This is a genomic window from Luteibacter sp. SG786, from assembly GCF_011759605.1.
Classification (GTDB): Bacteria; Pseudomonadota; Gammaproteobacteria; order Xanthomonadales; family Rhodanobacteraceae; genus Luteibacter.
Map to the genome: position 1 here is coordinate 1137435 of NZ_JAAOYX010000001.1, position 22906 is coordinate 1160340.

At 65.5% G+C, this 22906-nt stretch carries 21 protein-coding genes and 1 tRNA gene; 4 read left to right on the top strand and 18 right to left on the bottom strand.

Annotated elements, in window-relative coordinates; all coding sequences use genetic code 11:
* Positions 1-10 precede the first annotated feature (10 nt).
* Positions 11-1129 carry a ribonuclease D gene (locus FHS47_RS05150; RefSeq protein ID WP_167023853.1) on the bottom strand — a complete coding sequence of 373 codons (1119 nt, stop codon included), beginning with the start codon at positions 1127-1129 and terminating at the stop codon, positions 11-13.
* A gap of 108 nt (positions 1130-1237) precedes the next feature.
* Here FHS47_RS05150 and FHS47_RS05155 point away from each other — a divergent pair, with 108 nt between their 5' ends.
* From FHS47_RS05155 to FHS47_RS05165, 3 genes are all read left to right on the top strand, one after another.
* Positions 1238-3193: a formylglycine-generating enzyme family protein gene (locus FHS47_RS05155; protein WP_167023856.1), complete on the top strand. Its 1956-nt coding sequence runs from the start codon at positions 1238-1240 to the stop codon at positions 3191-3193.
* 98 nt (positions 3194-3291) lie between these two features.
* Positions 3292-4095: a hypothetical protein gene (locus tag FHS47_RS05160; protein WP_167023859.1), complete on the top strand. Its 804-nt coding sequence runs from the start codon at positions 3292-3294 to the stop codon at positions 4093-4095.
* 312 nt (positions 4096-4407) lie between these two features.
* Positions 4408-7464, top strand: a complete 3057-nt coding sequence (locus tag FHS47_RS05165; RefSeq protein ID WP_208381802.1) for a TonB-dependent receptor — start codon at positions 4408-4410, stop codon at positions 7462-7464.
* 256 nt (positions 7465-7720) lie between these two features.
* On the opposite strand, the gene FHS47_RS05170 is transcribed toward FHS47_RS05165, so the two are convergent.
* A complete protein-coding gene (locus FHS47_RS05170) occupies positions 7721-8176 on the bottom strand; it encodes a carboxymuconolactone decarboxylase family protein (RefSeq protein ID WP_167023862.1) in 456 nt (151 codons plus the stop codon).
* A 129-nt stretch (positions 8177-8305) separates the two neighbouring features.
* The gene (locus tag FHS47_RS05175; RefSeq protein WP_167023865.1) at positions 8306-9187 is read right to left on the bottom strand and encodes an alpha/beta hydrolase; all 882 of its coding nucleotides are present in this window, start codon (positions 9185-9187) and stop codon (positions 8306-8308) included.
* Between the two features lie 152 nt (positions 9188-9339).
* On the opposite strand from FHS47_RS05175, the gene FHS47_RS05180 reads away from it, so the two are divergent.
* Positions 9340-10215 (top strand): retropepsin-like aspartic protease, encoded by an 876-nt coding sequence (locus tag FHS47_RS05180; RefSeq protein WP_208381803.1) that lies wholly within the window; start codon positions 9340-9342, stop codon positions 10213-10215.
* 19 nt (positions 10216-10234) lie between these two features.
* Here the strand turns inward: FHS47_RS05180 and FHS47_RS05185 are convergent, their stop codons facing one another.
* From FHS47_RS05185 to phaR, 15 genes are all read right to left on the bottom strand, one after another.
* Positions 10235-11761: a serine hydrolase domain-containing protein gene (locus tag FHS47_RS05185; protein ID WP_167023868.1), complete on the bottom strand. Its 1527-nt coding sequence runs from the start codon at positions 11759-11761 to the stop codon at positions 10235-10237.
* Between the two features lie 578 nt (positions 11762-12339).
* Positions 12340-12426, bottom strand: a tRNA-Leu gene (locus FHS47_RS05190).
* 24 nt (positions 12427-12450) lie between these two features.
* Positions 12451-13029 carry a cysteine dioxygenase family protein gene (locus tag FHS47_RS05195; RefSeq protein WP_167023870.1) on the bottom strand — a complete coding sequence of 193 codons (579 nt, stop codon included), beginning with the start codon at positions 13027-13029 and terminating at the stop codon, positions 12451-12453.
* A 106-nt stretch (positions 13030-13135) separates the two neighbouring features.
* Positions 13136-14239, bottom strand: coding sequence for a homoserine O-acetyltransferase (locus tag FHS47_RS05200; RefSeq protein WP_167023873.1), 1104 nt, complete (start codon positions 14237-14239; stop codon positions 13136-13138).
* An 11-nt stretch (positions 14240-14250) separates the two neighbouring features.
* On the bottom strand, positions 14251-14952 hold the full coding sequence (locus FHS47_RS05205; protein WP_167023876.1) for a tetratricopeptide repeat protein: 702 nt from the start codon (positions 14950-14952) through the stop codon (positions 14251-14253).
* Positions 14949-15386: a cytochrome c-type biogenesis protein gene (locus FHS47_RS05210; RefSeq protein WP_167023879.1), complete on the bottom strand. Its 438-nt coding sequence runs from the start codon at positions 15384-15386 to the stop codon at positions 14949-14951. The genes FHS47_RS05205 and FHS47_RS05210 overlap by 4 nt, the downstream gene beginning before the upstream one ends.
* Positions 15386-15928, bottom strand: coding sequence for a DsbE family thiol:disulfide interchange protein (locus FHS47_RS05215; protein WP_167023882.1), 543 nt, complete (start codon positions 15926-15928; stop codon positions 15386-15388). The genes FHS47_RS05210 and FHS47_RS05215 overlap by 1 nt, the downstream gene beginning before the upstream one ends.
* Entirely contained in the window at positions 15925-17913 is a 1989-nt protein-coding gene (locus FHS47_RS05220; RefSeq protein WP_167023885.1) for a heme lyase CcmF/NrfE family subunit, read from the bottom strand. Before FHS47_RS05220 ends, FHS47_RS05215 begins: the two co-directional genes overlap by 4 nt.
* Positions 17910-18377 carry a cytochrome c maturation protein CcmE gene (ccmE, locus tag FHS47_RS05225; protein ID WP_167023888.1) on the bottom strand — a complete coding sequence of 156 codons (468 nt, stop codon included), beginning with the start codon at positions 18375-18377 and terminating at the stop codon, positions 17910-17912. The genes FHS47_RS05220 and ccmE overlap by 4 nt, the downstream gene beginning before the upstream one ends.
* Positions 18361-18561, bottom strand: coding sequence for a heme exporter protein CcmD (ccmD, locus tag FHS47_RS05230; RefSeq protein WP_167023890.1), 201 nt, complete (start codon positions 18559-18561; stop codon positions 18361-18363). Before ccmD ends, ccmE begins: the two co-directional genes overlap by 17 nt.
* Positions 18558-19322 (bottom strand): heme ABC transporter permease, encoded by a 765-nt coding sequence (locus FHS47_RS05235; RefSeq protein ID WP_167023893.1) that lies wholly within the window; start codon positions 19320-19322, stop codon positions 18558-18560. The genes ccmD and FHS47_RS05235 overlap by 4 nt, the downstream gene beginning before the upstream one ends.
* A gap of 67 nt (positions 19323-19389) precedes the next feature.
* Positions 19390-20076: a heme exporter protein CcmB gene (ccmB, locus tag FHS47_RS05240; RefSeq protein ID WP_167023896.1), complete on the bottom strand. Its 687-nt coding sequence runs from the start codon at positions 20074-20076 to the stop codon at positions 19390-19392.
* Positions 20073-20708, bottom strand: coding sequence for a cytochrome c biogenesis heme-transporting ATPase CcmA (ccmA, locus tag FHS47_RS05245; protein WP_167023899.1), 636 nt, complete (start codon positions 20706-20708; stop codon positions 20073-20075). Before ccmA ends, ccmB begins: the two co-directional genes overlap by 4 nt.
* A 235-nt stretch (positions 20709-20943) precedes the next feature.
* Positions 20944-22311: an NAD(P)/FAD-dependent oxidoreductase gene (locus FHS47_RS05250; RefSeq protein ID WP_167023902.1), complete on the bottom strand. Its 1368-nt coding sequence runs from the start codon at positions 22309-22311 to the stop codon at positions 20944-20946.
* A gap of 85 nt (positions 22312-22396) precedes the next feature.
* On the bottom strand, positions 22397-22897 hold the full coding sequence (gene phaR, locus FHS47_RS05255) for a polyhydroxyalkanoate synthesis repressor PhaR (RefSeq protein WP_167023904.1): 501 nt from the start codon (positions 22895-22897) through the stop codon (positions 22397-22399).
* Positions 22898-22906 lie beyond the last annotated feature (9 nt).

A 22906-nucleotide genomic window follows, 5' to 3' on the forward strand; every position in this document is an offset into this window, starting at 1 on the left:
GCGGGAATTTTCAGCCCGGCAACAGCGGCGACAGCCGCTCGTGAAGCACGCCGCGGCGCCAGCCCTCGAGGGCTTCCGGCCACGCGCCGGTCATCACGTACTCCTCCATCGAACGGCGTGCGCAGAGCAGGCCGGGCGGGATGTCGAGTTGCACGGCGAGGGTGTCCACCGCACTGCGCATCTCGTTGATGGCGCGCTTGGCTTCGCCCACGGGGTGCCCGATGACCGGTGCCGTTGCCTCTATTTCTTCGGCGTCCAGCGGGCGGCGGAGCAGTTCGAACAGTTCCTGGCGCTGAGGCGAGCGCAGGGCGCGCGTGCCGCGGGTGCGCTCGTCGAGCTTGGCCGGCGCATCGGGCACGTTGCCCACGAGGTCCAGCGCCTGCACGTCGTCGAGCAGCCACGACCGCGGTTTGTCGAGTTCACGGGCCGTGACCTCGCGCCAGCGCAGCACGCGGTGGAGCAGGGCCTGCTTCTCGCGTGGCCATTCGCTGGCCGCCTTGAAGCCGCGTTGCGGCTGCGGGTCGCCCTCGCGATGGCTGGCGCGGCGCTTCATGCGGGCGCAGTCTTCGGCGTGCCATGCCGTGCGGCCGCGCTCCGCCAGCCGTTCGGCCAGGATCGCGTGCACGGGATGAAGGTGAACCACGTCCAGCGTGGCGTAGAGCTTCTGCGAGTCCGTGAGCGGGCGCTGCAGCCAGTCGCTGCGTGTTTCGCCCTTGTCGAGTTCCGCGCCGACCAGCTCCGCGACCAGCGCCCGATAACTGATGCCCAGGCCCATGCCCACGAAGGCGGCGGCGATCTGCGTGTCGAACAAGGTGTGCGGGCCGTCGGGCAGGTTGGGCGCCAGGGCTTCCAGGTCTTCACCGGCGCTGTGCATCACGGTGATCACGGGTTGAGCGGCGAACACGGGCTCCAGCGCTTCGCGCAGGGGGAGGGCAAGCGGGTCGATGAGCGCATAGCGTTCGTCGTGGGCGAGCTGGAGCAGGGCCAGCTGCGGGTAGAAGGTGTTCCGCCGCATGAATTCCGTGTCGAGGCCGACGACCGCGTGCGGTCCTATGGGGGCCAGCCAGGTGTCCAGCGCCTCGCGGCGTTCGATCCAGGGGGCGTCGGGGGCGACGTCGCTCGATGTCATGCGGATTCCTCGAAATTCCGGGCCGCGTCGACGCCTCGTGTTGCCCTGCCGCGCGCGATTCCCTAAGGTGGCAGCGCACGATAGCAGGCCAGCACGGAACCGCCCACCATGCCGAATACCGAGACCGTCCGCCGACAGCGCGCCATAGGCGGGGCGCTCGGTGTCGCCGTGCTCGCGTTCGCGCTGTTCTATCACTTTTTTCCGCAGGCGTTGCACGTGCAGCGCACACAGAACACGCCACGCTCCGCCCTGCGCGGCCAGCCTGCGGTCATGGGCTTCGACCAGCGTCCGCAGGCGGCGCCCCCGTCCGTTGCATCCGAGATCGATGCGGGCCCGCCCATCATGCTGGCGCCCGCCGCCGTGATTGCCGCCCGGCATCGCGAGAAGAGCACCGATATCCAACTGCCCGCGCAAAAGACCCCCGACTCGCCCGAACTGGCCGCCTTGCTCGACCGGGGCGACAAGGCGCTGGCGGCCGACCGGCTCGTGGGGGGCAAGGACAGTGCCGCGGCGCTCTTCGCCAGCGCGCTCAAGCAGCAGGCGGACAGCCACCGGGCCCTTGCCGGCATGGACGAGGTGCGTGCGCGGCTGGCCGCCGGTATCGAGCAGGACATCGCGCTCGGCGACGCCGACGCGGCCAGGGAATCCCTGGCCGCGCTGAAGGCCCTGCCGTCGTCGGCACCCGTCGCCGCGCCGTTGCAGCAGAAGCTCGAGGTGCTCGACAAGGTGCGGCCGTTGCTGGGCCAGGCCGCGGCGCAGCTGCAGGCGGGCAAGACCACGCAACCGCGCGGCGACAGCGCCCTCGACACCTACCGCGCGGTGCTCCAGCTGGATCCGGAAAACGCGGTGGCGGAGCAGGGTATCAACACCGTGCAGCGCTCCGTGCTCGACAAGGCCCTGGCCGCCGTCGCGCAGAACGATTTCGCCGCGGCGGATGCCGCACTGGCGGAAGCGGCGACGATCCTGCCCGAATCGCAGGCGCTGCAGGACACGCGGGGACGTATCGAGGGCATGCGGCGGCAGAACGCCACCACCATGCTTGCCCAGGCGCGCTCGGCGCTGGATGCCGGCAACATCGATCTTGCCGCGCAACTTGCCGCCAAGGCGCAGCAGATCAGCCCCGACCTCGCCGGTATCGACGACTTCAACGAGCGGATGACCAACGCACGCCTGTATGCGAGCTACAAGCCGGGGCAGGTGTTCGCCGACCGCTTCCTGGACACCGCGGGTCAGGCCCCCGCAATGGTCGTCGTGCCGACGGGAACGTTCACGATGGGCTCGCCGGAAAGCGAGAACGGCCACGACGCCAACGAAGCGCCGGCGCACGAAGTGCAGGTAAGCAAGGGCTTCGCCATGGCGCGCAGCGCCGTCACCATCGGGCAGTTCCGCGACTTCGTCAGGTCGTCGGGCTACGTGCCGCAGTCGCAGAGCCTTGGCGGTGGCAGCGTCTACGACGAGCAGAGCGGCGGCCTGCGCGACGATGCCTCCGCCACCTGGCAGGACGACTACGCGGGCAAGCCGGGGCAGGATCGCCTGCCGGTCATCAACGTCTCCTGGAACGACGCCAAGGCCTACGCCGACTGGTTGTCCAAACGCAGCGGCAAGACCTACCGCCTGCCCAGCGAGGCGGAATTCGAATACGCCCTGCGCGCCGGCAGCACCACGCGCTACTGGTGGGGCGACGGCAATCCCTCGTCCCGCGTGGAGAACCTCACGGGCGGCAACGACCGTTCCGGATCGGGCCGCCGCTGGAGCAACGCATTCACCGGTTACAAGGACGGCTATTGGGGTCCGGCACCGGTCATGAGCTTCGCACCCAATCCGTTCGGTCTCTATGACATGGGCGGCAACGTGTCCGAATGGGTGGCCGACTGCTGGCACGACAACTACGTGCGCGCGCCGCGTACCGCTGAGGCCTGGGTGAATCCGGGCTGCGCGCGCCGCGTGATCCGCGGCGGTTCCTGGGGCAGCGCACCGAACATGGTGCGCTCGGCGTACCGGCAAGGCGCGTCGGCCGACCTGCGCAATGCTCGCGTGGGATTTCGCGTGGTGCGGGAGCTCTGACGGGTCGCAACCCTTACTTTTGGCGAAACGTTCGACGCGCGCGACGCAACGCGCGCCGAATGCCGAAAAAGAGCTGGCCACCTACACGGTACGGCCACATGGACACTGGCAATTTTCCCCCGCGCCTTGTCGATGTGCGGCGGGCGGCATCGGTCTCGCCGATCCATGGAGGGAAGGCAATGAACAGCGAACTTGAAAATCGCTTCAAGGGAATCGTGGCGATCACGTTGAACATTCCCGTATCGGAAGTCACGCATGATGCGAAGTTGTTTGACCTGGCCTCACGTGACAAGAATAAATTGGCCGCTGTTGCGGCAGCGGTACTGAAGGGCTTTCAGATCGCAGAAAGTGAGATCAATACCGTTTTTTCCGAGAGCATGACCGTTCGGGATTCCCTGGATTCCATCGATGCTGCACTGGTTAGAGAAGGCGATAAGTGGTCCAACCCGGTTTACTTTACTCAGTATCGAAGGATCAAAGGTCCGGAGCAGATCGTTGCCCTGAACTATCTGGTCAAAAATACCAGGACGGTGGAGAACGTCGCGTACGTGGAGCACGATGTAAGGTTCAATGGAATGGCGTGGGCGGAGAAACTCAATGTAGGAACGGATGCGCCATCCATATTTTGTATTGAAGGCACATTGGACGCTTACCATAGTCCCGAAAAACTCTTGCCCGCATATGCAACGGTCGGCTACAAGACCGCCAGCGGAAAGAACTGGAATTACCGGACCTATGCCTACGAGGACACGCCGCAAAAGATCCTTATTTCGGATGTCCGGCAGCCGCGTGAAAAGATACTCATGAAGGTCGGCGGCACAAGCCAGATATTCAATACATACGATTATTGCCGAGAGCAAGAATTCGACTTGGTCGACCCCGTGATCCCCGGGATGCTCTGATGTCGATAGTGGCGTAGGATTTCGCGTCGTGTGCGAACTCCGATCACGCGATTTCGCAAGTTATTGCGTATGTTAAAGATTACTACCGATATCTATTGACTTGTCATCATATGGACGCCTAGTCTCGCCCTCAGCCCGCAAACGATTTGGACATCCAAATCGTTTGCTCGGTTAACCGGTACCTCTGTTCGGCGCGATGTGACATCGTTGCTTGGGGAAGCAGTCGCGTCGCATTGACGGTATCGCCTGGCATGGAAACACGGGTGTAATCCGACTTTTTTTCATTTCGAATCACTTTCCTTGGGGGAAAGCATGGAATTCTTTAGAAGCGAGCGGCGCACGAAAGTGCGGCCGTCGGTGCTGGCTGTCGCGCTGGCACTCGGCATGGGGGCTACCTGCACGGTTTTCGCGCAGGCGACGACTGGCTCCATCTTTGGCCAAGCGCCGGCCGCGGCGGGCGAATCCGTCACCGTGACGAGCGACAGCGGTTTCACGCGCGATGTGCCGGTCGATGCCGATGGCCGTTACCGTGTCGGTAACCTGCCGCTGGGCAATTACACCGTCAGCCTGAAACGCGATGGTGCGGTCGTGGATTCGCGCAAGAACATCCAGATCAAGGTGGGCGGCGCCTCGGACGTCTCGTTTGCGAGCGCTGCGACCGCAGCGAATGCGCAGTCGCTGGAATCCGTCACCGTTTCCGCCAACGCCTTGCCTCCCATCGATACCTCGACGGTCGATTCGCGCACCGTCGTGAATGCCCAGACCCTGGCTCGTTTGCCGTTGGGTCGTAACGCGGAAGCCATCGCACTGCTCGCCCCAGGTGCCGTCGCCGGCCAGAGCACGCTCGGCAATGGCCGTTTCCGCACGGTGTCGTTCGGTGGTTCCGGTGCTTCGGAGAATGCCTACTACATCAACGGCTACAACACGACCGATCCTTACAAGGCCCTCGGCGGCGTCGGCCTGCCGTACGGCGCGATCGACCAGCAGGAAGTCTATACCGGCGGCTATTCGGCCAAGTACGGCCGTTCCGACGGTGGCGTCATTTCGCAGGTCGGCAAGCGCGGTACCAACGAGTGGCATTTTGGCGCGCAGATTCTCTGGGAGCCGAAGTTCGCCGCGTCCGATCCGGGCAGCGTCTACTACGGCAGCCGTCCGTTGCCGGCCGGCTACGGCTACCAGGACACCAGCAAGGTAGGCGCCATCTACCGCAACGGTGAGGACAACACCAAGTGGACGCAGACCTATAGCGCCTACGTCGGCGGTCCGCTCATCAAGGACAAGCTGTTCTTCTTCGTCGCGGCCGAGGCCGAGAAGTCGGAAGGCACCAGCACCTCGAATGTCGAGTCCAACCCGGTCGCGAACAACCACTACACGTACAACCTGCCGAAGATCTACGCGAAGCTCGACTGGAACATCAACGACAGCAACATCCTGGAGTTGACGGGCATCCATTCGACCGACGAGCAGCGCGGCTACTACACCGGCTACGACTACGATTCGCGCACCAGCACGGGTCGTACCGGCGCGGATGCGGACACGTCGAAGATCACGTCGAAGTACGCGATCGCCAAGTACACGTCCTACATCACCGATGACGTCACGCTCACGGCGACCTATGCCAAGGGGTGGACGGACGATTACCTGCACAATCCGACGCCGAACATCGACCAGCAGCCCTACATCTTCAATCCGGCGCTGCAGAATCCCGCGCTCAACGGGGGCACCCCCATCACGAACCTGAACTCGTCGCAGACCAGCCAGGATCCGCGCGCGGGTAGCCGTACCCACGGTCTACGCCTCGACCTCGAATGGCAGCTGGGCGATCACCACCTGGCCGGTGGTATCGACAACATGCATTACAAGGGTATCGACGAAGGTACGTCGACGAGCGGCCCTGGGTATTACTGGCGTTACTTCCACTCCGCCAATCCGGGTAATCCCATCAGCGTCGGGCAGGGGGTCGGTGCGCCGGGCGGCGACGGCTATTACGTGCGCCGCGTGATCTTCTCGAGCGTGACGAACATGTCGCTCGACCAGCGCGCGCAGTACATCGAGGATCGCTGGCAGGTCAACGACAAGGTCCTGTTGAGCATCGGCTTGCGTAACGACGGCTTCAAGAACTTCAACGACAAGAACAAGCCGTACGTCAACAACCAGGCACAGTGGGCCCCGCGCCTCGGTGCGTCGTGGGATGTGTTCGGCGACTCGTCGCTGAAGATCTACGGCAACCTCGGCCGCTATTACCTGGCGCTGCCGAACAACGTCGCGGTGCGCGGTGCTTCGTCGTCGACCTACACGTACGAATATTTCAACTACACCGGTATCGACCAGAATGGCCGCCCGACCGGTCTTACCCCTCTGGGGAACGGCATCGTGTCGCCGGATGGCGAGTTCGGCCAGCCGATCGACGCCCAGTCGGTCGCGGCGCGCGACCTGAAGTCCCAGTACCAGGACGAAGCGATCCTGGGCTTCGACAAGACCCTTGGTTCCGAGTGGGTCACCGGCGCCAAGGTCACGGTACGCAAGCTGCGCACGGCGATCGACGACGTATGCGATACGGGCAAGATCGCCGACAAGATGACTCGCGAAGGCCTCGACCCGGATTCCGTGGTCATCCCAGGCTGCATCATCTTCAATCCGGGCGACACCAATACCTTCAGCCTGGCCAACGTCGACGGCTCCGGTCGCACCGAAGTGAAGATGAACCAGGAAGACTGGGGTTTCACGCAGAAGGCCAAGCGTTCCTATTACGCGCTGGATCTCTACCTGGAACATCCGTTCGACGGCAAGTGGCAGGGTCGCCTTGACTACACGTTCTCGCGTTCTTACGGCAACACGGAAGGCCAGACGAAGTCGGACATCGGCCAGACGGACATCTCGAAGACGCAGGATTGGGATTCCGCCGAACTGATGCGTTATGCCAATGGCCTCCTGGCCAATGATCGTACGCACCAGATCAAGGCTTACGGTGCCTACCAGTTCACGGACGAATGGATGGTCTCGGGTAACCTGCGTCTCGCCTCCGGCGCGCCGAAATCGTGCCTGGGCTTCGAGGACGGCGAGGCGGATCCGGATCCGATCGGTTACGGTTCGTCGTACCACAACTGCAACGGCCTGCCGTCGCACCCGGGTGACAAGCGCAATCCCTGGTACCGCCAGCTCGACCTCGCGGTGACTTACCGACCGTCGTACTTCGAAGGCAAGCTCGCCTTCGGCCTGTCGGTCTTCAATGTCACCAACGAGCGTAAGCCGCTCAACAGCTACGCGACGTATGAAGCGCTGCCGCAGACCGTGCTCAACAACTACGGTCTCGGTCAGTACTTCCAGAACCCGCGCTACGCCCGCCTGACGGCTACGTACGACTTCTAAGCGACGCTTCGCCCATAACTAGAAATGTCCCGCAAGGGTCATCGCGTGTTTCCCCAGTGCCGCCTGCTTGCGCAGGCGGCCTTTTTATTGGGAAGCCGGCATCGGACGGTGAGCTGGTGTGTTGTGTAGTGCGTGGCGTGGCATGGTTTTGTCGCTCTGCGGTGACCATCCGCGCTTGAGTCGCTGGGTGCCTGCCTCCGCAGGCACGACGGTAATTGGAGTTTCCCGCGGGTGGTGGACGTCACGCACGCACCCGTCAGGCGTCGACCTTGGCGCGGGGTTTCAGACGGAAGCTGACGCCCATTCGGTTGATGGCGTTCATGGCCGCGATCGTCAGCGTGAGGTCGACGAGGTCCTTCTCCGTGAAAGCCGCGGCGGCCGCTGCGTACGCCTCGTCGGAAGCATGCGTTTCAGCGACGCGAGTCACCTCCTCGGCCCAGGCCAGGGCAGCGCGCTCCTGGTCCGAAAAGAGATAAGCCGCCTCATGCCATACCGGGACCAGCACCACGGTATCGATCGACATGCCGGCCTTGATCAGATCGCGGGTGTGGATATCGATGCAGTGAGCGCATCCGTTGATCTGCGACACGCGCAGGAATACCAGGTGAATCAGCTTGGGCGGCAGCGCCGTTCCCGTCGTCACGAAGTGATGCAGCGCCCCGATGGCCTTGGCGCCTTCGGGGGAAGCGGTAAACCAGTTAGCGCGATTCATGATGAGACTCCTCGTTCGGGACGTTGGCGCCCGGCACCGTGCCGGGCGTACATCACCTAGACGATTGAGCGAGGGAGTCTGTGACGTGCTGCGGTAAATTCACCACCGGGTGGTCCTTTCAACCTCGGGTCAGTACCCGGATCGTGCGAGCGTGACAGCCTGCAGGATATTGTCGACGACGAAGTCGGGCGCTTCGTGGGGTAGCCCGTGCCCGGCCGTGGCGGCGATGTTCTGATGGCTGTTGGACGATAGCGACAGGAACTCTTTCTGCATGCGCTGCGTGGCGTCTTCCAGCTTCACGGCGATCGGTTCGGACAATCCGGGCACCATGCGGAAGCGCGGGCTGTGCGTCGCTACAACGACAGGTTTGGCGCCTAGCGAATGCAGCTCCTTCGCCTGCTTCGCGCTGGTGCTGAAGTCCAGCATCTCTTCATTCTTCGTCGGATCACTGGCCAAGCCGGTCAGGAACGCCCGAGCTTCGCTCACCGCTTTCTCTTCGCCAGGCGCGGGGGAGGGAAGCAGCGACAGCCACGTACGTGTCTGGTCGGGGTGAGTCGAAGATACGAGCACCAATCCCGCCGTGTCGGCTGGATATCGGCTTGCGAACACCTGCGCGTGCAGCCCGCCGATCGAATGGCCGACAAGCAGATAGGGTCCGGGCACGTGGGCGGCAAGGAGCGCGGCGTGCAGGTCGTTGGCCGAGTCCGCACTGGTACGCGGTCCGGCGGGCGGCTTCGCACTGGCGCCTAGCCCCGCTCGGTCATAAAGGCACACCGTCGTGACGGTCGCCACCTTGTGCGCGATTCGCTGCCACCCCGGGTCTTCCGCCGGGGCGGTGCCCATGCCGGCATCGACCACCACCACCGGATTCCCGGTGCCTTCACACGACAGGTGAATGGTGCGTCCGCCGACGTCGAAGTCTCCCTTCAAGGTCCCCGTGTTCCGCGATTCCGCGGCGGCCGCGCCGGCCGCGAGGGCGGCCAGGATGAAACAGATCGGAAATGCGCGCATGCCGCTGCTCCAGTGAATGGAGCTTGGATATAGCAGGCTCACTTTCTACGACACAGTGTCATTCGTAAGGGAGCGACCGTGCCATCCGTTGGGTCGAAGACCTCGCCATGATTAGGCTACGTTCGGCTCTTGCAAAGGGGGAGCAGAGCGGAATGAAACACGTATGGCTTACGACGCTGATGGTTTGCCTGGGGACCGTCGCCACAGACATTGCACGGGGAGAGGACGCATGCTCCATTGTCCGCGCACCCGATTCTCGCGCAGTCGTTATTCCCTTTTCGGTGGTGGACGGCCGTATCTACGTGCAGGCGAGGGTCAACGGTAAAGGCCCTTTCCGCTTCGCGGTGGACACGGGCGCAAGCGGCGTCGGCCGGCTTGATTCAAGTTTGCTTCCCACGCTGGGACTCCAATCCTCCGGCAGTGCCGCAACGTCCGACGGCGTGACCACCGCGGAGGCAGAAACAACAGCCGTCGAATCCTTGTCCGTAGGGTCGATCGAGCGCAGGGGCCTGAGCCTTATCACCCGCGATTACCGCAAGCATGTGAGTGGCGAGGCAGCCTTCGATGGCATTCTCGGGAGGGAGTTCTTCGCCGATGGGTTGCTCGTCATCGACTACGGCGCCAGGAAAATTTCTTTCAGCACGTCCAGAGGCCTTTCCCGCGACGACGCGGGTGCCTTGCCGTACGAGCGTGCGTTCCGGGTGCCGATAACCATTGGCGCCAAGTCCTTCGAGGCCAACCTCGACTCCGGCGCCAACGTCGCCATGGTGGTTCCGGCGCGCCTGTGGCCTGAGGTGTCGGGTTCAGCGTTGGAAAAGGCGGCGTCGGGCCAGCTTACCAACGGCAAGATCGAGACATCCAAAGGTGTCGTGCCGGGGCCAGTGAAAGCAGGTGCTATGCGTTGGTCCGACGTGGACGCCAAGGTCTCGGAACGCTTTCCCGAAATTCTCATTGGCGCGCACGCGCTATCTTCCACCGTTCTTGCGATCGACCAGCGTTCCCGCTCGATCGCGCTGTGTCCGAATTGATCGGCATTCGAGGCACTTTTTACTTTCGGACGTTGGGACTTGCCTCCGTCGTCGCTGGCATCTTATCCGTCACGCGCACCAGCTTCATCGGCGGCGCACCTTCGATCATGGTGAAGAAAGAGAAGTCCGGCGCGAATTCCACGGTCGTGCTCAGTGACATGGAGCGGAAGCGCCTGGGCGAGAGCGGGATCAGGCGTTCGGCATAGGAAGGTGGGGCCCCGACCAGTAGTGCGTACAACCCGTCCGGTTTCACTTCGAGGTTGAGGTCCAGGCCGCCGCCCTTGAAATGCCCGGCGGCCTTGGAAAGCTCGGTCATCGACAGCGTTTTCTCTTCCATGGCCGCGGGTGCCATGTCGGCCCAGCCGTAGTCGGTGGCGATGGCGCGAGTAACGTCGTCCATCAGCGCGCGCGAACCATCGCCGTTGGCCATGACAACGATGCCGTTGCCCTTTTCGTCGGCGATCATGAAAGACAAGTAACCGGCGTTGAGGCCGTCATGGCCGAAGCGCTTCGGGCCGTCCGGATAGACGGCGACGCCAAGACCCCAGTTGTCCTTGACGGGGGTGAGCATGTCGCGTGTCATGGCGGGCGACAGCAGGTGGCCCTTCTTGCCCGCGGCCGACGCCTGGATGTCGATCAGCAAGCGGGCGAGGTCGGCGGGCGTGGTCCACAGGCCCCCCGCTGCCAGCTGTGGTACCACTTCGTAGTTCCCGGGGATGGGCGCGCCGTGGCTGTGGCCGAACGCCACGTTGTCGAGGACGGCCGGCGAGGGCGGTTGCGCGAAGCTGCTGCGCTTCATACCAAGAGGGCTTAGCACCTCGCGCTGGGCGAGATCAGCGAATGGGATGCCGCTGACGTCGGCGAGGGCGAGTTCCGTCACCAGGTAGCCGCCACCGGAGTACTCGAACTGCGCACCTGCTGGAAGGATGCTGCGGACCGGGCCGACCTTGCTCGGCGGCTGCCCGTCCAGCATCTGGACTTCTGTCGGCAGCGCATCGCCCGGTGCGAAGCCATTGAAACCGTGGATGCCAAGACCAGCCGTGTGGCTCAGCAGTTGGCGAAGCGTCACACCATGCGGTGCCAGGTGCAAATCGACCGGCAGCTTCCAGGACTTGAGCGCATCGTTGATGTTGCGATCCAGCCCGATCTTCCCCTGTTCGACCATGCGCAAGGCCAGCACGGCCGTCACCGCCTTGCTTATGGAAGCGGCTTGGAAATCCGTATCCGGCGTGATGGGCTCGCAGCTCTTGGTATCGCGAACACCCCATCCACGCGCCCATGCGAGCTTGCCACCTTGTATGACGGCGACGCTGATGCCGGGGACGGCCGAGTCGCGCATGCGGTCGGCCAAGGTGGACGGTTTTTCGCCTGGCTTGATGACTGAAGGGAGCAGATGAGTTTCGACGTAGCGGCTATGGGCGTTTGTGGGGCCGCCTGCGGATTCCGCTGGGGCCGGGCAGGCGGCTTGGGTTGCGAAGGCGGGGATGACGACCACGCTGGCGAGGGCTGCCGCGCTGCGCAAAGTGAGCTTTCGAGTCCGCTGCATGGTTTGCCTCCTGCTTATCTACTATAGGTATAGTAGATATAGGCCCACGGGTGCGGCGCTGTCAACTATAAGGATAGTTTCAGAGTCGCCGTTCGGCACGACGCAGTTCGTCGGAGCGCTCGCTTGCCGGGTATCGCCAAAGCGCTTTCGATGGTTGATGTGTGAGACGGTGTCCCGACCGGGGGCGTTCGTCTGACCGGCGCTGGCGGTGCAATGCTGTCCCGCCCGCAGCGGCTGTCGTCTTCGGCCGTGCCGGCTCTCCGGACACGTCGCCTCAGGTACGGGGAGAGTCTTCGGTGTCCATCCTCGAGGCGAGTTCCGCACAAGAGAGCGGCCGAAGGCCATATAGGTACACGGGCCGCGCAAGCGGCCCCACCTTTCCGAACGCGGAGGACCTGTCTGAGCAGCGAGGGTGGGCACCGAAGGCTCTGGCCTCACCGTCCGAGCCGACGGCGGCGCCAGCCGCTGGTCACATGCATTCGCCTTGGCGAATGAACCGGTTGCATGCCGGCAGCGCACCCGGACTTCCATGAAGAACCATTAAAAAACCCGCCTTGTGGGCGGGTTCCTGACGTCTTTGGTGCCGAAAGTGGGACTCGAACCCACACTGTATTTCTACAAACAGATTTTGAGTCTGCCGCGTCTACCGGTTCCGCCATTTCGGCATGGGGAGGCGAATTATGCTGGATTCAGTGCACCCGGTCGAGGCCCAGCTGGCGTTCGGTGCGCTGGTACCAGTCGTCGCCCTCGGGCTTGAACACGGCGCATTGGGTCATGCGGCCTGAATAGATGTGCAGGCTGACGGCCACGGAGTCGTCGCTGGGGTTGCGGATGGTGTGGTACTCGTGCGGCGGAATGAGGCTGCCGGCCGAGCCGGGGCCGGCCTGGATCGAGCCCACGGGACGGAAGTGGTAGCGCTCGGCCTCGCGGTCGAGCAACTCGTACTGGACGATCTCCAGGGCGCCGTTCCAGACCCCTTCCACGCACCACATGCCGCAATGGTCGTGGATCAGCGTGCCCTGGCCGGGCCCCCAGGTCATGGCGACCACGCTGTAGCCGTGCTCTTCGCTGCGATAGAGCTCGCGTCGGGCGTAATGGTCGCCGGCGGGTTCGAACACGCAGCTGGGCAACTCCACTTCCCGCGAACGGATCAGCCGGCACAGCGCATTGCGCAGGTTGTCGGTGATGGCCGGCGTGCTCGGCTGGATCACCGACGCGTCGATGGCTTCGATGAGCTTGCGGCTGCCGGGGAAGTCGACCGTGATCATGGGGGGAACCTCTGCATGCGTGGCGCGAGCGGGCGCCGGTCGCCCCCAATGATAGCAAATGGGCCACCCCCGCCTTGCAAATACCGGAGGTGGAGGCGCCCGACCGTCAGATCTTTCGAAGGAACCCGCCGATCGCCCGGCTGTAGTTCTCGATGTCCACCAGGAAGGCATCGTGCCCCTGCGGGGAGTCCAGGGCCACGAAATCGACGCTGGCGCCGGCGGCCTCCAGGCCCTTCGCGATCGTTTCCTGCTGTTCCAGGGGGAACAGGATGTCGGTGCTCACGCCGATGACCAGCGCCCGGTCCACATGGATGCGTGCCAGGCCGCGCATCACGTCGCCCTCGCCGTATTCGGCCACGTCGAACCAGTCGCTGGCGCGGGACAGGTAGAGGTAGCTGTTCGGATCGAACTGCCGGTTGAAACGGCGTGCATGGCCTTCCAGGTACGACTCCACCTGGAATTCGAAGCCGAAAGGCGCGTTCTCGTCGCGTTCGTCCGGATCGAGGCGGATGCGCGCGAAACGGCCGTTCCATTCCATAGCCGAGCGATAGGTGATGACGCCCAGCTTGCGCGCGATGCTCATGCCGTGTTCCGGCCACTCGTTGCCTTTGTACTGGCCATGACGCCAGTTCGGATCGAGACGGATGGCCTCGCGTTGCAGGGAGCGGATGGCGATGGCGAACGGCTGCGCCTGGGGCGCCGTGTCCACGCTGATGTGCGTCCGCACGCTGCCCGGATGCAGCAGCATGTACGCGAGCGCGCTCATGCCCCCCATGGAACACCCGACGAGGCAGGCCAGCCGGTCGATACCCAACCCGGAAACAGCCTCGTGAGCGGCGTTGGCGACGTCCTCGAGCGAAAGCTCGGGGAAGGTGAGCCGGTAGGGCTCGCCCGTGGCCGGATCGATGGAGGCGGGGCAGGTGGAGCCCTTGTCGCTGCCCAGCGAGTTCACGCAGATGACGAAGAAGCGATCGGTGTCAAATGCGCGGCCGGGGCCTATCATGTCGTCCCACCAGCCGCGTGTGGGGTCTTCGGCATTCGCCGCGGCATGGGCGCTGGGCGAGAGACCCGTGAGGATCAGGATCGCGTTGTCCCGCGCCGGCGCGAGCGTGCCCCAGGTTTCGAAAGCCACGCGGGCGCCGTGCAGTTCGCCGCCGCGCTTCATGCGGAACGGTGAGGAAAGCGAGTGGTAGCGGCGCGCGTCGCCCATGTGTGGTTCCTTCACGGTTTGCCGTCGATGGTGCCACGCCCCGCGTCGGGCTGTCCCGCGGCGGCGCGTTTCTCCGCCACGGCGATCTGCTGGGCGACGGCATGGGCCACGTTGGAGTCCGGATCGAGCAGGGGCTGCAACTTGCGCCAGGTGCCGGCCGCGTCCGCATAGCGCTCTTGCTGGAACTGCGCGATGCCCAGCAGCCACAGTGCGCGCTGACTGTCGGGTTCAATGGCGATCGCCCCCTGCAGCAGATCCAGGGCGCGCCCCTCGATGCGATGGTCCGCACGCACCAGCGAATCCGCTTCCGCCCAGCCGACCATGGCGGCGACGTTCTTCGCGTCGGCCTTCAGCGCATGGTCGTACGCGCTGCGCGCGTCGGCGGGCTGTTTGAGCATGGCGTACGTCTTGCCCAGCAGCACCCAGGCTTCGGCGTCGTCCGGGTGATCCTTCACGCGCGCCAGCAACTGGTCGATGGCTTCGCCGACCGTCATTTCCCTGGCCGGCTCCACGCCGCCCAGCGTCGAAGGCGTGCCCACCAGCAGATACATGCCGACGCTGGCGAGCGGCACGACGATCGCGATGGCCACGGCCAGGCCGAAGACAGCGCGCGAGCGCCCATGGCGCCGGCCCTGGCGAACGAGGGGAACGAGCAGCAGGGCGAGCGCGAGGGCGAGCATGGCCCCCGCGACGAGATAGAACGCGAGAGTCACCAGTCGTCCTCGGTATCGTTGGCGGGTGTGGACGCGGGCACCTGCCGGGCGCGACGGCGCACCTGGATGGCGACGACGACGGCACCGGCGGCCAACAGCACGGCCGGCCCGAACCACAGCAGCCACGTGGAGGGCTCCACCGGCGGCTTGTACAGCACGAATTGGGAATAGCGGTCGACGAGGTAGGTCTTGATCTCGTCGTCGCTCTTGCCTGCCTGGATCATCTCGAACACCTGCCGGCGCAGGTCGTGCGCGATCGGGGCATTCGAATCGGCCAGGGTTTCGTTCTGGCACATCGGGCAGCGCAGCTCGGCGCTCAGGCGCTGGAACCGCACCTCTTCCGCACGGTCGCGGAACGGCAGCGGCTGGATCGCCTGCGCGAACGCCAGTACCGGCAGAAGGCAGAGGATGAGCCAGGCGAGAGCGCGGCGCATCACGGCGTTTCCTTCGCGAGGGCTGCCAGAGCCGGACGAATTTCCTTGTCCAGCACCTCGGGGGTGATGGGGCCGATGCGCTTGTAGCGGATCACGCCTCGTCCGTCGATCAGGAAGGTTTCCGGAGCGGCATACACGCCGAAGTCGATGCCGGTACGGCCGTCACGGTCGGCGACGATCACGTCGAACGGATTGCCGTGCTCCGCCAGCCATGCCCTGGCGGCCTGCGGATCGTCCTTATAGTTGAAGCCGACGATGGGAAGGCCGAGCTGCTTCACGTCGGTCATCAGCATGGGATGCTCGTGCACGCACTCGATGCACCAGCTGGCGAACACGTTGAGGAAATAAGGCTTGCCCAGCAGCGAGGCCTTGTCGACCATGCGCGCCGGTTCGCCCAGCACCGGCAGCGAGAACGCGGGCGCCGGCTTGTCGATCAGCGGCGACACGATCTCGTGCTGGTCGTGCTGCGTGTTCCACCAGATACCGAAGCCGAACAGGCCGACGAGCAGCAGGAAGGCGAACAGGGGCAGGAGGCGACTCATGCCGGCGACTCTCCCGTCTTCAATGCCGGGCTGGCGGGCTGCGTGGCGGCCGCTTCCGCGGCGATCTTCTTCGCCCGGAAACGCCGCTCGCACGCGGCGAGGAATCCGCCGGCCATCATGAAGAGGCCACCGAGCCAGATCCAGCGCACGAAGGGTTTGTGATACAGGCGAACGGCCCAGGCGCCGGCTGCGTCGTTGGCGTCCATGGGTTCGCCCAGCGCCACGTAGATGTCGCGGAAGAGGCCGGCGTCGATCGCGGATTCCGTCTGCACCTGTCCACGTGAATACGTGCGCTTCTGCGGATGCATGGTGCCCACCGTGTCGCCGTTGCGCAGGATGGTGACGATGCCTTCGTCGGCGCGCCAGTTCGGACCCTCGGTTTCTTCCACGCCATCGAACCGGAAGTCGTAACCACCGACGGATGCCACCTCACCGGGGGCGAGGCGCACGTCGCGCTCGACGCTGAGCGACTCGGACAGCATGACGCCGATGAGGAAAATGGCGACGCCGGCATGGGCGATCAGCATGCCGCCCATTTCAGCGGGGAAACGGCGGCCGCGCGGCATCTCGCGCCAGCGCTTCACGACATAGGCGAGCGTGCCCGCGCCCACCCACACCGCGCCCGCGACGCCAGCGATGGCGCGCAGGTGCCCTTGCGCGAAGAACGCGGCGGCGATGGCACAGACCACGGCCGCCACGCCGGCACGCAGCGCCATGGCCGTCAGCTGGCGGCCTTCCGCGTGGCCCCAGCGCAGGTACGGGCCGAACGGCAGCAGCAACACGGCGGGTGCCATCAGCAGCACGAAGAGGAAACCGAAGTACGGCGGCCCGACCGATACGCGGCCGAGGTTCAGCGCGTCGCCGATCAGCGGGAACAGCGTGCCGAGCAGCACCATGGCGGCGGCCGTGGTGAACAGCAGGTTCGCGATCATGATGCCGGTCTCGCGCGACAGCGGAGCAAACGGCTTGCCGGTGGCGACCTTGGGCGCGCGGATGGCGTAGAGCAGCAGGGAGCCGCCGATCACGATGACCAGAAAGCCGAGGATGTACAGGCCGCGGCGCGGATCGGAGGCGAACGCATGCACCGAGGTGAGCACGCCGGAACGCACGAGGAAGGTGCCCAGCAGCGACAGGGAAAAGGCGAAGAGCGACAGCAACACTGTCCATGCAGGCAAGGAACCGCGCTTTTCCGTCACCGCTTGCGCGTGGATCAGCGCCACGCCCACCAGCCACGGCATGAACGAGGCGTTCTCCACCGGGTCCCAGAACCACCAGCCGCCCCAGCCCAGTTCCGCATAGGCCCACCAGCTGCCGGCCACGATGCCGAGGGTGAGGAATGCCCAGGCCACGTTCGTCCAGGGGCGCGCCCAGCGTACCCAGGCCTGTTCCATGCCACCGCCCAGCAGCGCGGCGATGGAAAAGGCGAAGGCCACGGAGAAACCCACGTAACCCATGTAGAGCACGGGCGGGTGGAAGGTCATGCCCGGGTCCTGCAACACGGGGTTCAGGTCGCCGCCGTCTGCCGGCATGGGCAGTTCGCGCAGGAACGGATTCGAGGTGAACAGGATGAAGGCGAGGAAGCCCACGCCGATGAGCCCGAGTACGCCGAGCACGCGTGCCACGAACGCATCCGGCAGATGGCGACTGAAGGCGGCCAGTGCCAGCGACCACACGTTGAGGATGAACACCCACAGCAGCATCGAACCCTCGTGCGCGCCCCATACCGCGGTGACGCGGTAATACCAGGGCAGGGCAAGGTTCGAGTTGTCGGCCACGTACGCCACCGAGAAGTCGTAGCTCAGGAACGCGTAGATCAGGATCGCCATGGCGGCGAACACGAACACGGCCTGACCGGCCGCGGTGGGGCGCGCCGTGGCGATGAGCGCGGCATTGCCGCGCCAGGCGCCCACTATGGGCAGCACACCCTGGGCCAGCGCGAGGATCAGCGCCAGGACGAGGGCGAACTGGCCAAGCTCGGGGATCATGGTTGCGGATCCTTCATGGCCTTGTCGTCGATCTTGCGGTTCTCGTGCGCCTTGGCCATGGCGTCCTTGAGTTCCTTCGGCATGTAGTTCTCGTCGTGCTTCGCGAGCACTTCGCTGGCGATGAAGCGGCCGCTGTCCATGCGCCCGGTGGCGATCACGGACTGGTTGTCGCGGAACAGGTCGGGAAGGATGCCCGTGTACTCCACCGGCATGGCGCCTGCGTCGTCCACCACGATGAAACTCACCTTCAACGAATCCGCGGCGCGCTGGATGGAGCCGGCCTTCACCATGCCGCCCAGGCGGAAGGTGGGGTACTGCGTGGCCTGGCCTTCCTGCACCTGGCTGGGGGTGAAGAGGTAGTTCATGTTCCGCTGCAGCGCGAACACGATGAGCCCGACCGCCACGACGGCGGCGACCACGACGGAGACCACGATGGCGAGACGGCGTTTACGCGTTGGATTCATTGCTTGGAGGGGTTCCCGGCCGGCGGCGGTTTTCCTGGCGCGCGATCCGCGCGCGCAATTCGCGCAGGTTGCGGCGGCGCCTGGCCAACGGGGCCAGCGTGTCGATGAGGAGGACGATGAAGAAGACGGCGACGGACGACCACACATAGAAGCCGTAAGCGCCCATGGCGAGGGACGGGTTCATGCGCCGCTCCCGTCGCGATGCGCGAGCAGCTCGCGCACCCAGCCCTTGCCGCTCTCGGAAGCGATGAGGTCGGCACGCACGCGGGCGAAGAGGCTGGCGATGTAGTAGAGCTTGGTGGCGGCCATCATGGTGAGCAGCGGCCAGAGCATGCTCGCTTCGATGTGCGAAGGTCCGAGCAGGCGCACCGTGGAGCCCTGGTGCAGCGTGTTCCACCAGTTCACGGAGAAATGCACGATGGGCACGTTCACCGCGCCCACGAGCACGAGGAACGAGGCGGCGCGGGCGCCCTGGCGACGGTCCTCGAAGGAGTGGTAGAGCCCGATCACCCCGAGGTAGATGAAAAGCAGCACCAGTTCGGACGTGAGCCGCGCGTCCCAGGTCCACCACGTGCCCCACATCGGCTTGCCCCAGAGCGAACCGGTGACGAGGGTGATGAAGGTGAACGCGGCGCCCACCGGCGCGGATTCCATGGCCACCACCTCGGCGATCTTGATCCGCCACACCAGGCCGACGAAGGCGGCGACGGCCATGGCGCCGTAGATGAAAAGACTCATCCAGGCACTGGGCACGTGCACGAAGATGATGCGGTATGCGTCGCCCTGCTGGTAATCCGCGGGCGCGACGAACAGGCCACCGTAAAGGGCGACGCCCGCCAGTACGAGCGCAAGGCCGAGCGCCCAGGGCCTCACGGCTCCGGCGAAACGGTAGAACACCGGCGGCGAGCCGAGGCGGTGAAGCCAGAGCGGAACCCAGTTAGCCATCGATCCTCGTCGCAAGTTCGTTCAAACACCATGTGTCCCCCTTTCGGGCCACAGGGTTGCTTCGCGTTCATGTGTCCATGGCGATGCGGAGCGCGGCGGCACAGGCGAGGGGTGCCAGCACCACCGCCATGGCGAGCCCGGCGCCCAGCCAGGCGATCGGCGCGATCCACGGGAGCCCTTCCTGCGCGGCGGCCACGGCCCCGGCGGCGAAAATCACGACCGGCACGCACAACGGCAGCAACATGAGCGCCAGAAGCATACCAGAGCGCCTCGACCCCGCCGTCAGCGCGACCAGCACGGCGCCGAGGAGGCTGAGCAGCGGCGTTGCGAGCACGAGCGCGAAAACCAGCACTGGCGTGGCTGGCGCGGGGAGCTTCAGCATGCCGGCGAGAAGCGGCGCCACGACGATCAACGGCAGCGAGGAGGTGATCCAGTGCGCGAGGATCTTCATGCCCACCAGCAAGGCCAGGGGCTGCGGCGCGAGCATCAGTTGCTCCATCGAGCCGTCTTCGATGTCCGCGCGGAAGAGGTTGTCCAGGGACAGCAGCACGGCCAGCAGCACCGTGACGAACACCACGCCACCGGCGATGCGGGCGAGGAGGGTGGGCTCGGGCCCGAGCGCGAACGGGAACAGCGTGGCGACGATCAGCGCGTAGAGCACCGGCATGGCGATGTCGCCGCGGCGGCGCCAGGCCAGGGTGAGGTCGCGCCGCAGCAGTGCGGCGCACGCGGCGGACGTGCTGCCGGGCGTCATGCGTGCAACCGGATGCGTCGAGGTTCGCCCCCGGCGAAACTGACGGCGCCGTGGCTCGTGACGAGGGCGGCGCCGCCACGCCCGGCGTGGCCTTCCAGCAGCCGGTTCACGAGCGCGATGCCCTCGCGGTCCAGGTTGGCGTAGGGCTCGTCGAGCAACCACACGCGCGCCGGCAGCAACAGCAACCGTGCCAGCGCGGCACGCTTCTTCTGGCCTGCCGAGAGACGGCGCACCGGTTCGTCCTCGAAACCGGCCAGGCCCACCTCGGCCAGCGCGGCGTTGGCGCTCGTGCCCTGGCGTTGGCCGTACAGGCCGACGCTCACGCGCAGGTTCTCGCGCGCGGAGAGATCCAGCTTGAGGCCGAGGTGGTGGCCCAGGAACACCACCGCACCGGCCATCGTGTCGAGCGAGAAGGCAGCGCCGTCCAGCCGGACCTCGCCTTCGCCCGGTCGCAGCATGCCCGTCAGCACGCGCATCAAGGTGGTCTTGCCGCTGCCGTTGTCGCCTTCCACCAGCGCGACCTCGCCGGCACGCAGCGCGAAATCCAACGGCCCGAACACCGGCTCGTCCTGCCGCAGGAAGCGCAGCGCGCGGGCTTCGAGCAAGGGAGCGGGGTGGGGGGCGGAAGTCATCACGCGATTGTTGCGGTCATGGCGGGAGTTGTCCACGCTTCGTGTGGGAGCAACTGTCCATTTCGAAGCCCTTCCCAAGCATGGAGGTTGCTTCACAAGCATGCGAGCTTTGTGTGGGAGCCGCTTCAGCGGCGATGGGCGCTTGCGGCAAGGTTGCCCGCTGCCGCGGGATCGCCGGCAAAGCCGGCTCCCACACAGAGCAGGTCGGCTCCCAAGAAAGCGGAGGCCCGACCCGTTACAGCAGCGAGGGCAGCGGAGGGAGAGTGGCCTCAAGCGTGCGCACGGCGGTATCCAGATCCACCGACGCCACGGTGTCGTGTCCCTTCAGCAGTTGCTCCACCAGCACATCCTGCGCGCGGCCGCGCTCAAGCGCATACGCATAGGGCAGGTGGGTGAAGGTGACCATGCGATAGCGCGGCAGGTAGTGCGTGGGCGAACGTTCTGCCAGCAGGGCACCGAGTTCGCGCTTGCGCAGGTAGTGCGGGTCCGCCACGGAGTCGCGCATTTCCACGTAGTTTTCCAGCGCCATCTTTGCGATGGCATCCGCATTCGGCTTGCGTTTCGCTTCGAAGGCCGCGAACACGGCCGCGGCGTCGTTCGGTTGCGCGGCGAAGAGATCCGCCAGCTCGGCGGCATCCTCGAAGCCGCAGTTCATGCCTTGCCCATGGAACGGCACGATGGCGTGCGCCGCGTCGCCGATCAGCAGCGCGCGTCCGCCGATATGCCAGCGGTCGAGGTAGAGCGTGCCCAGGGTGCCCACCGGATGTGCCGCCCAGTCGGCCGCGAAGTCGGGCATCAGTGCGAGCGCATCGGGGAATTCGGACCGGAAGAACGCTTCGGCGGCGCCCGCTCCGGCAATGCTGCGAAAGCTCGGATGCGGCCCGTCGTTCGGCAGGAACAGCGTCACGGTGAAGCTGCCTTCGCGATTCGGCAGCGCAATGCACATGTAATGGCCGCGCGGCCAGATATGCAGCGCGTTGCGCTCGATCGCGAACGGCGCGGACGGATCGCGGCGGGGCGGGATTTCCAGCTCCTTGTAACCGTGGCCCAGTTCCTCCACGCGTTCGCCCAGCGGCGCATGCGCGTGCATGGCGGCACGCAGGGCCGACCCGGCACCATCGGCTCCGATCACCACCGGCGCATCGACGGTGCTCTCGTTGCCGGCGCTGTCGCGCAGGCGCAGCGTTCCCGCTTCCAGATCGGCACCGGCCAGGCCCTGGTCGAAGTGCACCGTGGCGCCCGCTGCCTCGGCGGCGTCCAGCATCAGGGTATTGAGTCCGCCGCGCGATACCGACCAGATCACTTCGGTGTCGTCCACGCCATAGCGTTGGAGCCCGCTATGGCCGGCAGGATCGTGCACCATTCGGCCGCGCATCATCACGGCCTGTTCGAGCACGCGGTCTGCCAGTCCGGTGGCGCGCAGAGCGTGCAGGCCGCGCTCCGCGAGCGCGAGGTTGATCGAGCGCCCCCCGAGGAAGCCGGCCTTGCGCGGGTCCGGGCGCTTTTCGTAGACGGTGACGCGAAAGCCGCGTTGGGTCAGCAGGGTGGCCACCATGGCGCCGACCAATCCGGCGCCGACCACGGCGATGTCGTTACGGGGCATGGCGACCTTCGTCCGGACGCGATATTGCGGGGCAGCGCATCGTGCGCCGCAGCGCCGCCGGGGGCAAGAGGGCCGGGGGCGCCGGTCAGCTAGCCTTCTTGCCGGTGCGCGTGGCGGGCCGCACGGGTTCCGCCGGCTTGGCGGTGGCGGCATCGAGGAACCCGCGCTGCATCGACTTCCAGACGTCGAGATTGCGCTCGGTCATCTCGTTGAGCATGGACCATGGCGTCTGGCCCATCAGGCTGTTCAGCTGGTTGCGGAACTGCTGCTGCTGGTCGAGGAAGACCTGCAGGCTGCGCTCCAGGTACGGACCCATGAAGCCCTGCAGCGAATCGCCGTAGAAGCGGATGATGTGCGACAGCAGCTGCGGCGAGAGCATCGGCTGGCCGTGCTCTTCGTGCTCCGCGATGATCTGCAGCAACACCGATCGGGTCAGGTCCTCGCCGGACTTGGCGTCGCGAACCTCGAAAGTTTCCCCGTCGAGCACCAGCTGGCGTACCTCTTCCAGCGTGATGTAACTCGAGATTTCCGTATCGTAGAGACGACGGTTCGGATACTTCTTAATGATGCGTAGGGTTTGTGCCATGCGGCGAAA

Excerpts from the sequence above, each read along its gene's own strand:
- ccmB (WP_167023896.1), bottom strand. The coding sequence starts at position 20,076 with ATGACGCCCGGCAGCACGTCCGCCGCGTGCGCCGCACTGCTGCGGCGC.
- FHS47_RS05200 (WP_167023873.1), bottom strand. The coding sequence starts at position 14,239 with ATGGGCGACGCGCGCCGCTACCACTCGCTTTCCTCACCGTTCCGCATG.
- ccmE (WP_167023888.1), bottom strand. The coding sequence starts at position 18,377 with ATGAATCCAACGCGTAAACGCCGTCTCGCCATCGTGGTCTCCGTCGTG.
- FHS47_RS05215 (WP_167023882.1), bottom strand. The coding sequence starts at position 15,928 with ATGAGTCGCCTCCTGCCCCTGTTCGCCTTCCTGCTGCTCGTCGGCCTG.
- FHS47_RS05195 (WP_167023870.1), bottom strand. The coding sequence starts at position 13,029 with ATGATCACGGTCGACTTCCCCGGCAGCCGCAAGCTCATCGAAGCCATC.
- phaR (WP_167023904.1), bottom strand. The coding sequence starts at position 22,897 with ATGGCACAAACCCTACGCATCATTAAGAAGTATCCGAACCGTCGTCTC.
- FHS47_RS05175 (WP_167023865.1), bottom strand. The coding sequence starts at position 9,187 with ATGCGCGCATTTCCGATCTGTTTCATCCTGGCCGCCCTCGCGGCCGGC.
- FHS47_RS05150 (WP_167023853.1), bottom strand. The coding sequence starts at position 1,129 with ATGACATCGAGCGACGTCGCCCCCGACGCCCCCTGGATCGAACGCCGC.
- FHS47_RS05170 (WP_167023862.1), bottom strand. The coding sequence starts at position 8,176 with ATGAATCGCGCTAACTGGTTTACCGCTTCCCCCGAAGGCGCCAAGGCC.
- FHS47_RS05210 (WP_167023879.1), bottom strand. The coding sequence starts at position 15,386 with ATGCGCCGCGCTCTCGCCTGGCTCATCCTCTGCCTTCTGCCGGTACTG.
- ccmA (WP_167023899.1), bottom strand. The coding sequence starts at position 20,708 with ATGACTTCCGCCCCCCACCCCGCTCCCTTGCTCGAAGCCCGCGCGCTG.
- FHS47_RS05180 (WP_208381803.1), top strand. The coding sequence starts at position 9,340 with ATGAAACACGTATGGCTTACGACGCTGATGGTTTGCCTGGGGACCGTC.
- FHS47_RS05250 (WP_167023902.1), bottom strand. The coding sequence starts at position 22,311 with ATGCCCCGTAACGACATCGCCGTGGTCGGCGCCGGATTGGTCGGCGCC.
- FHS47_RS05160 (WP_167023859.1), top strand. The coding sequence starts at position 3,292 with ATGGACACTGGCAATTTTCCCCCGCGCCTTGTCGATGTGCGGCGGGCG.
- FHS47_RS05185 (WP_167023868.1), bottom strand. The coding sequence starts at position 11,761 with ATGCAGCGGACTCGAAAGCTCACTTTGCGCAGCGCGGCAGCCCTCGCC.
- ccmD (WP_167023890.1), bottom strand. The coding sequence starts at position 18,561 with ATGAACCCGTCCCTCGCCATGGGCGCTTACGGCTTCTATGTGTGGTCG.
- FHS47_RS05165 (WP_208381802.1), top strand. The coding sequence starts at position 4,408 with ATGGAATTCTTTAGAAGCGAGCGGCGCACGAAAGTGCGGCCGTCGGTG.
- FHS47_RS05235 (WP_167023893.1), bottom strand. The coding sequence starts at position 19,322 with ATGGCTAACTGGGTTCCGCTCTGGCTTCACCGCCTCGGCTCGCCGCCG.
- FHS47_RS05155 (WP_167023856.1), top strand. The coding sequence starts at position 1,238 with ATGCCGAATACCGAGACCGTCCGCCGACAGCGCGCCATAGGCGGGGCG.
- FHS47_RS05220 (WP_167023885.1), bottom strand. The coding sequence starts at position 17,913 with ATGATCCCCGAGCTTGGCCAGTTCGCCCTCGTCCTGGCGCTGATCCTC.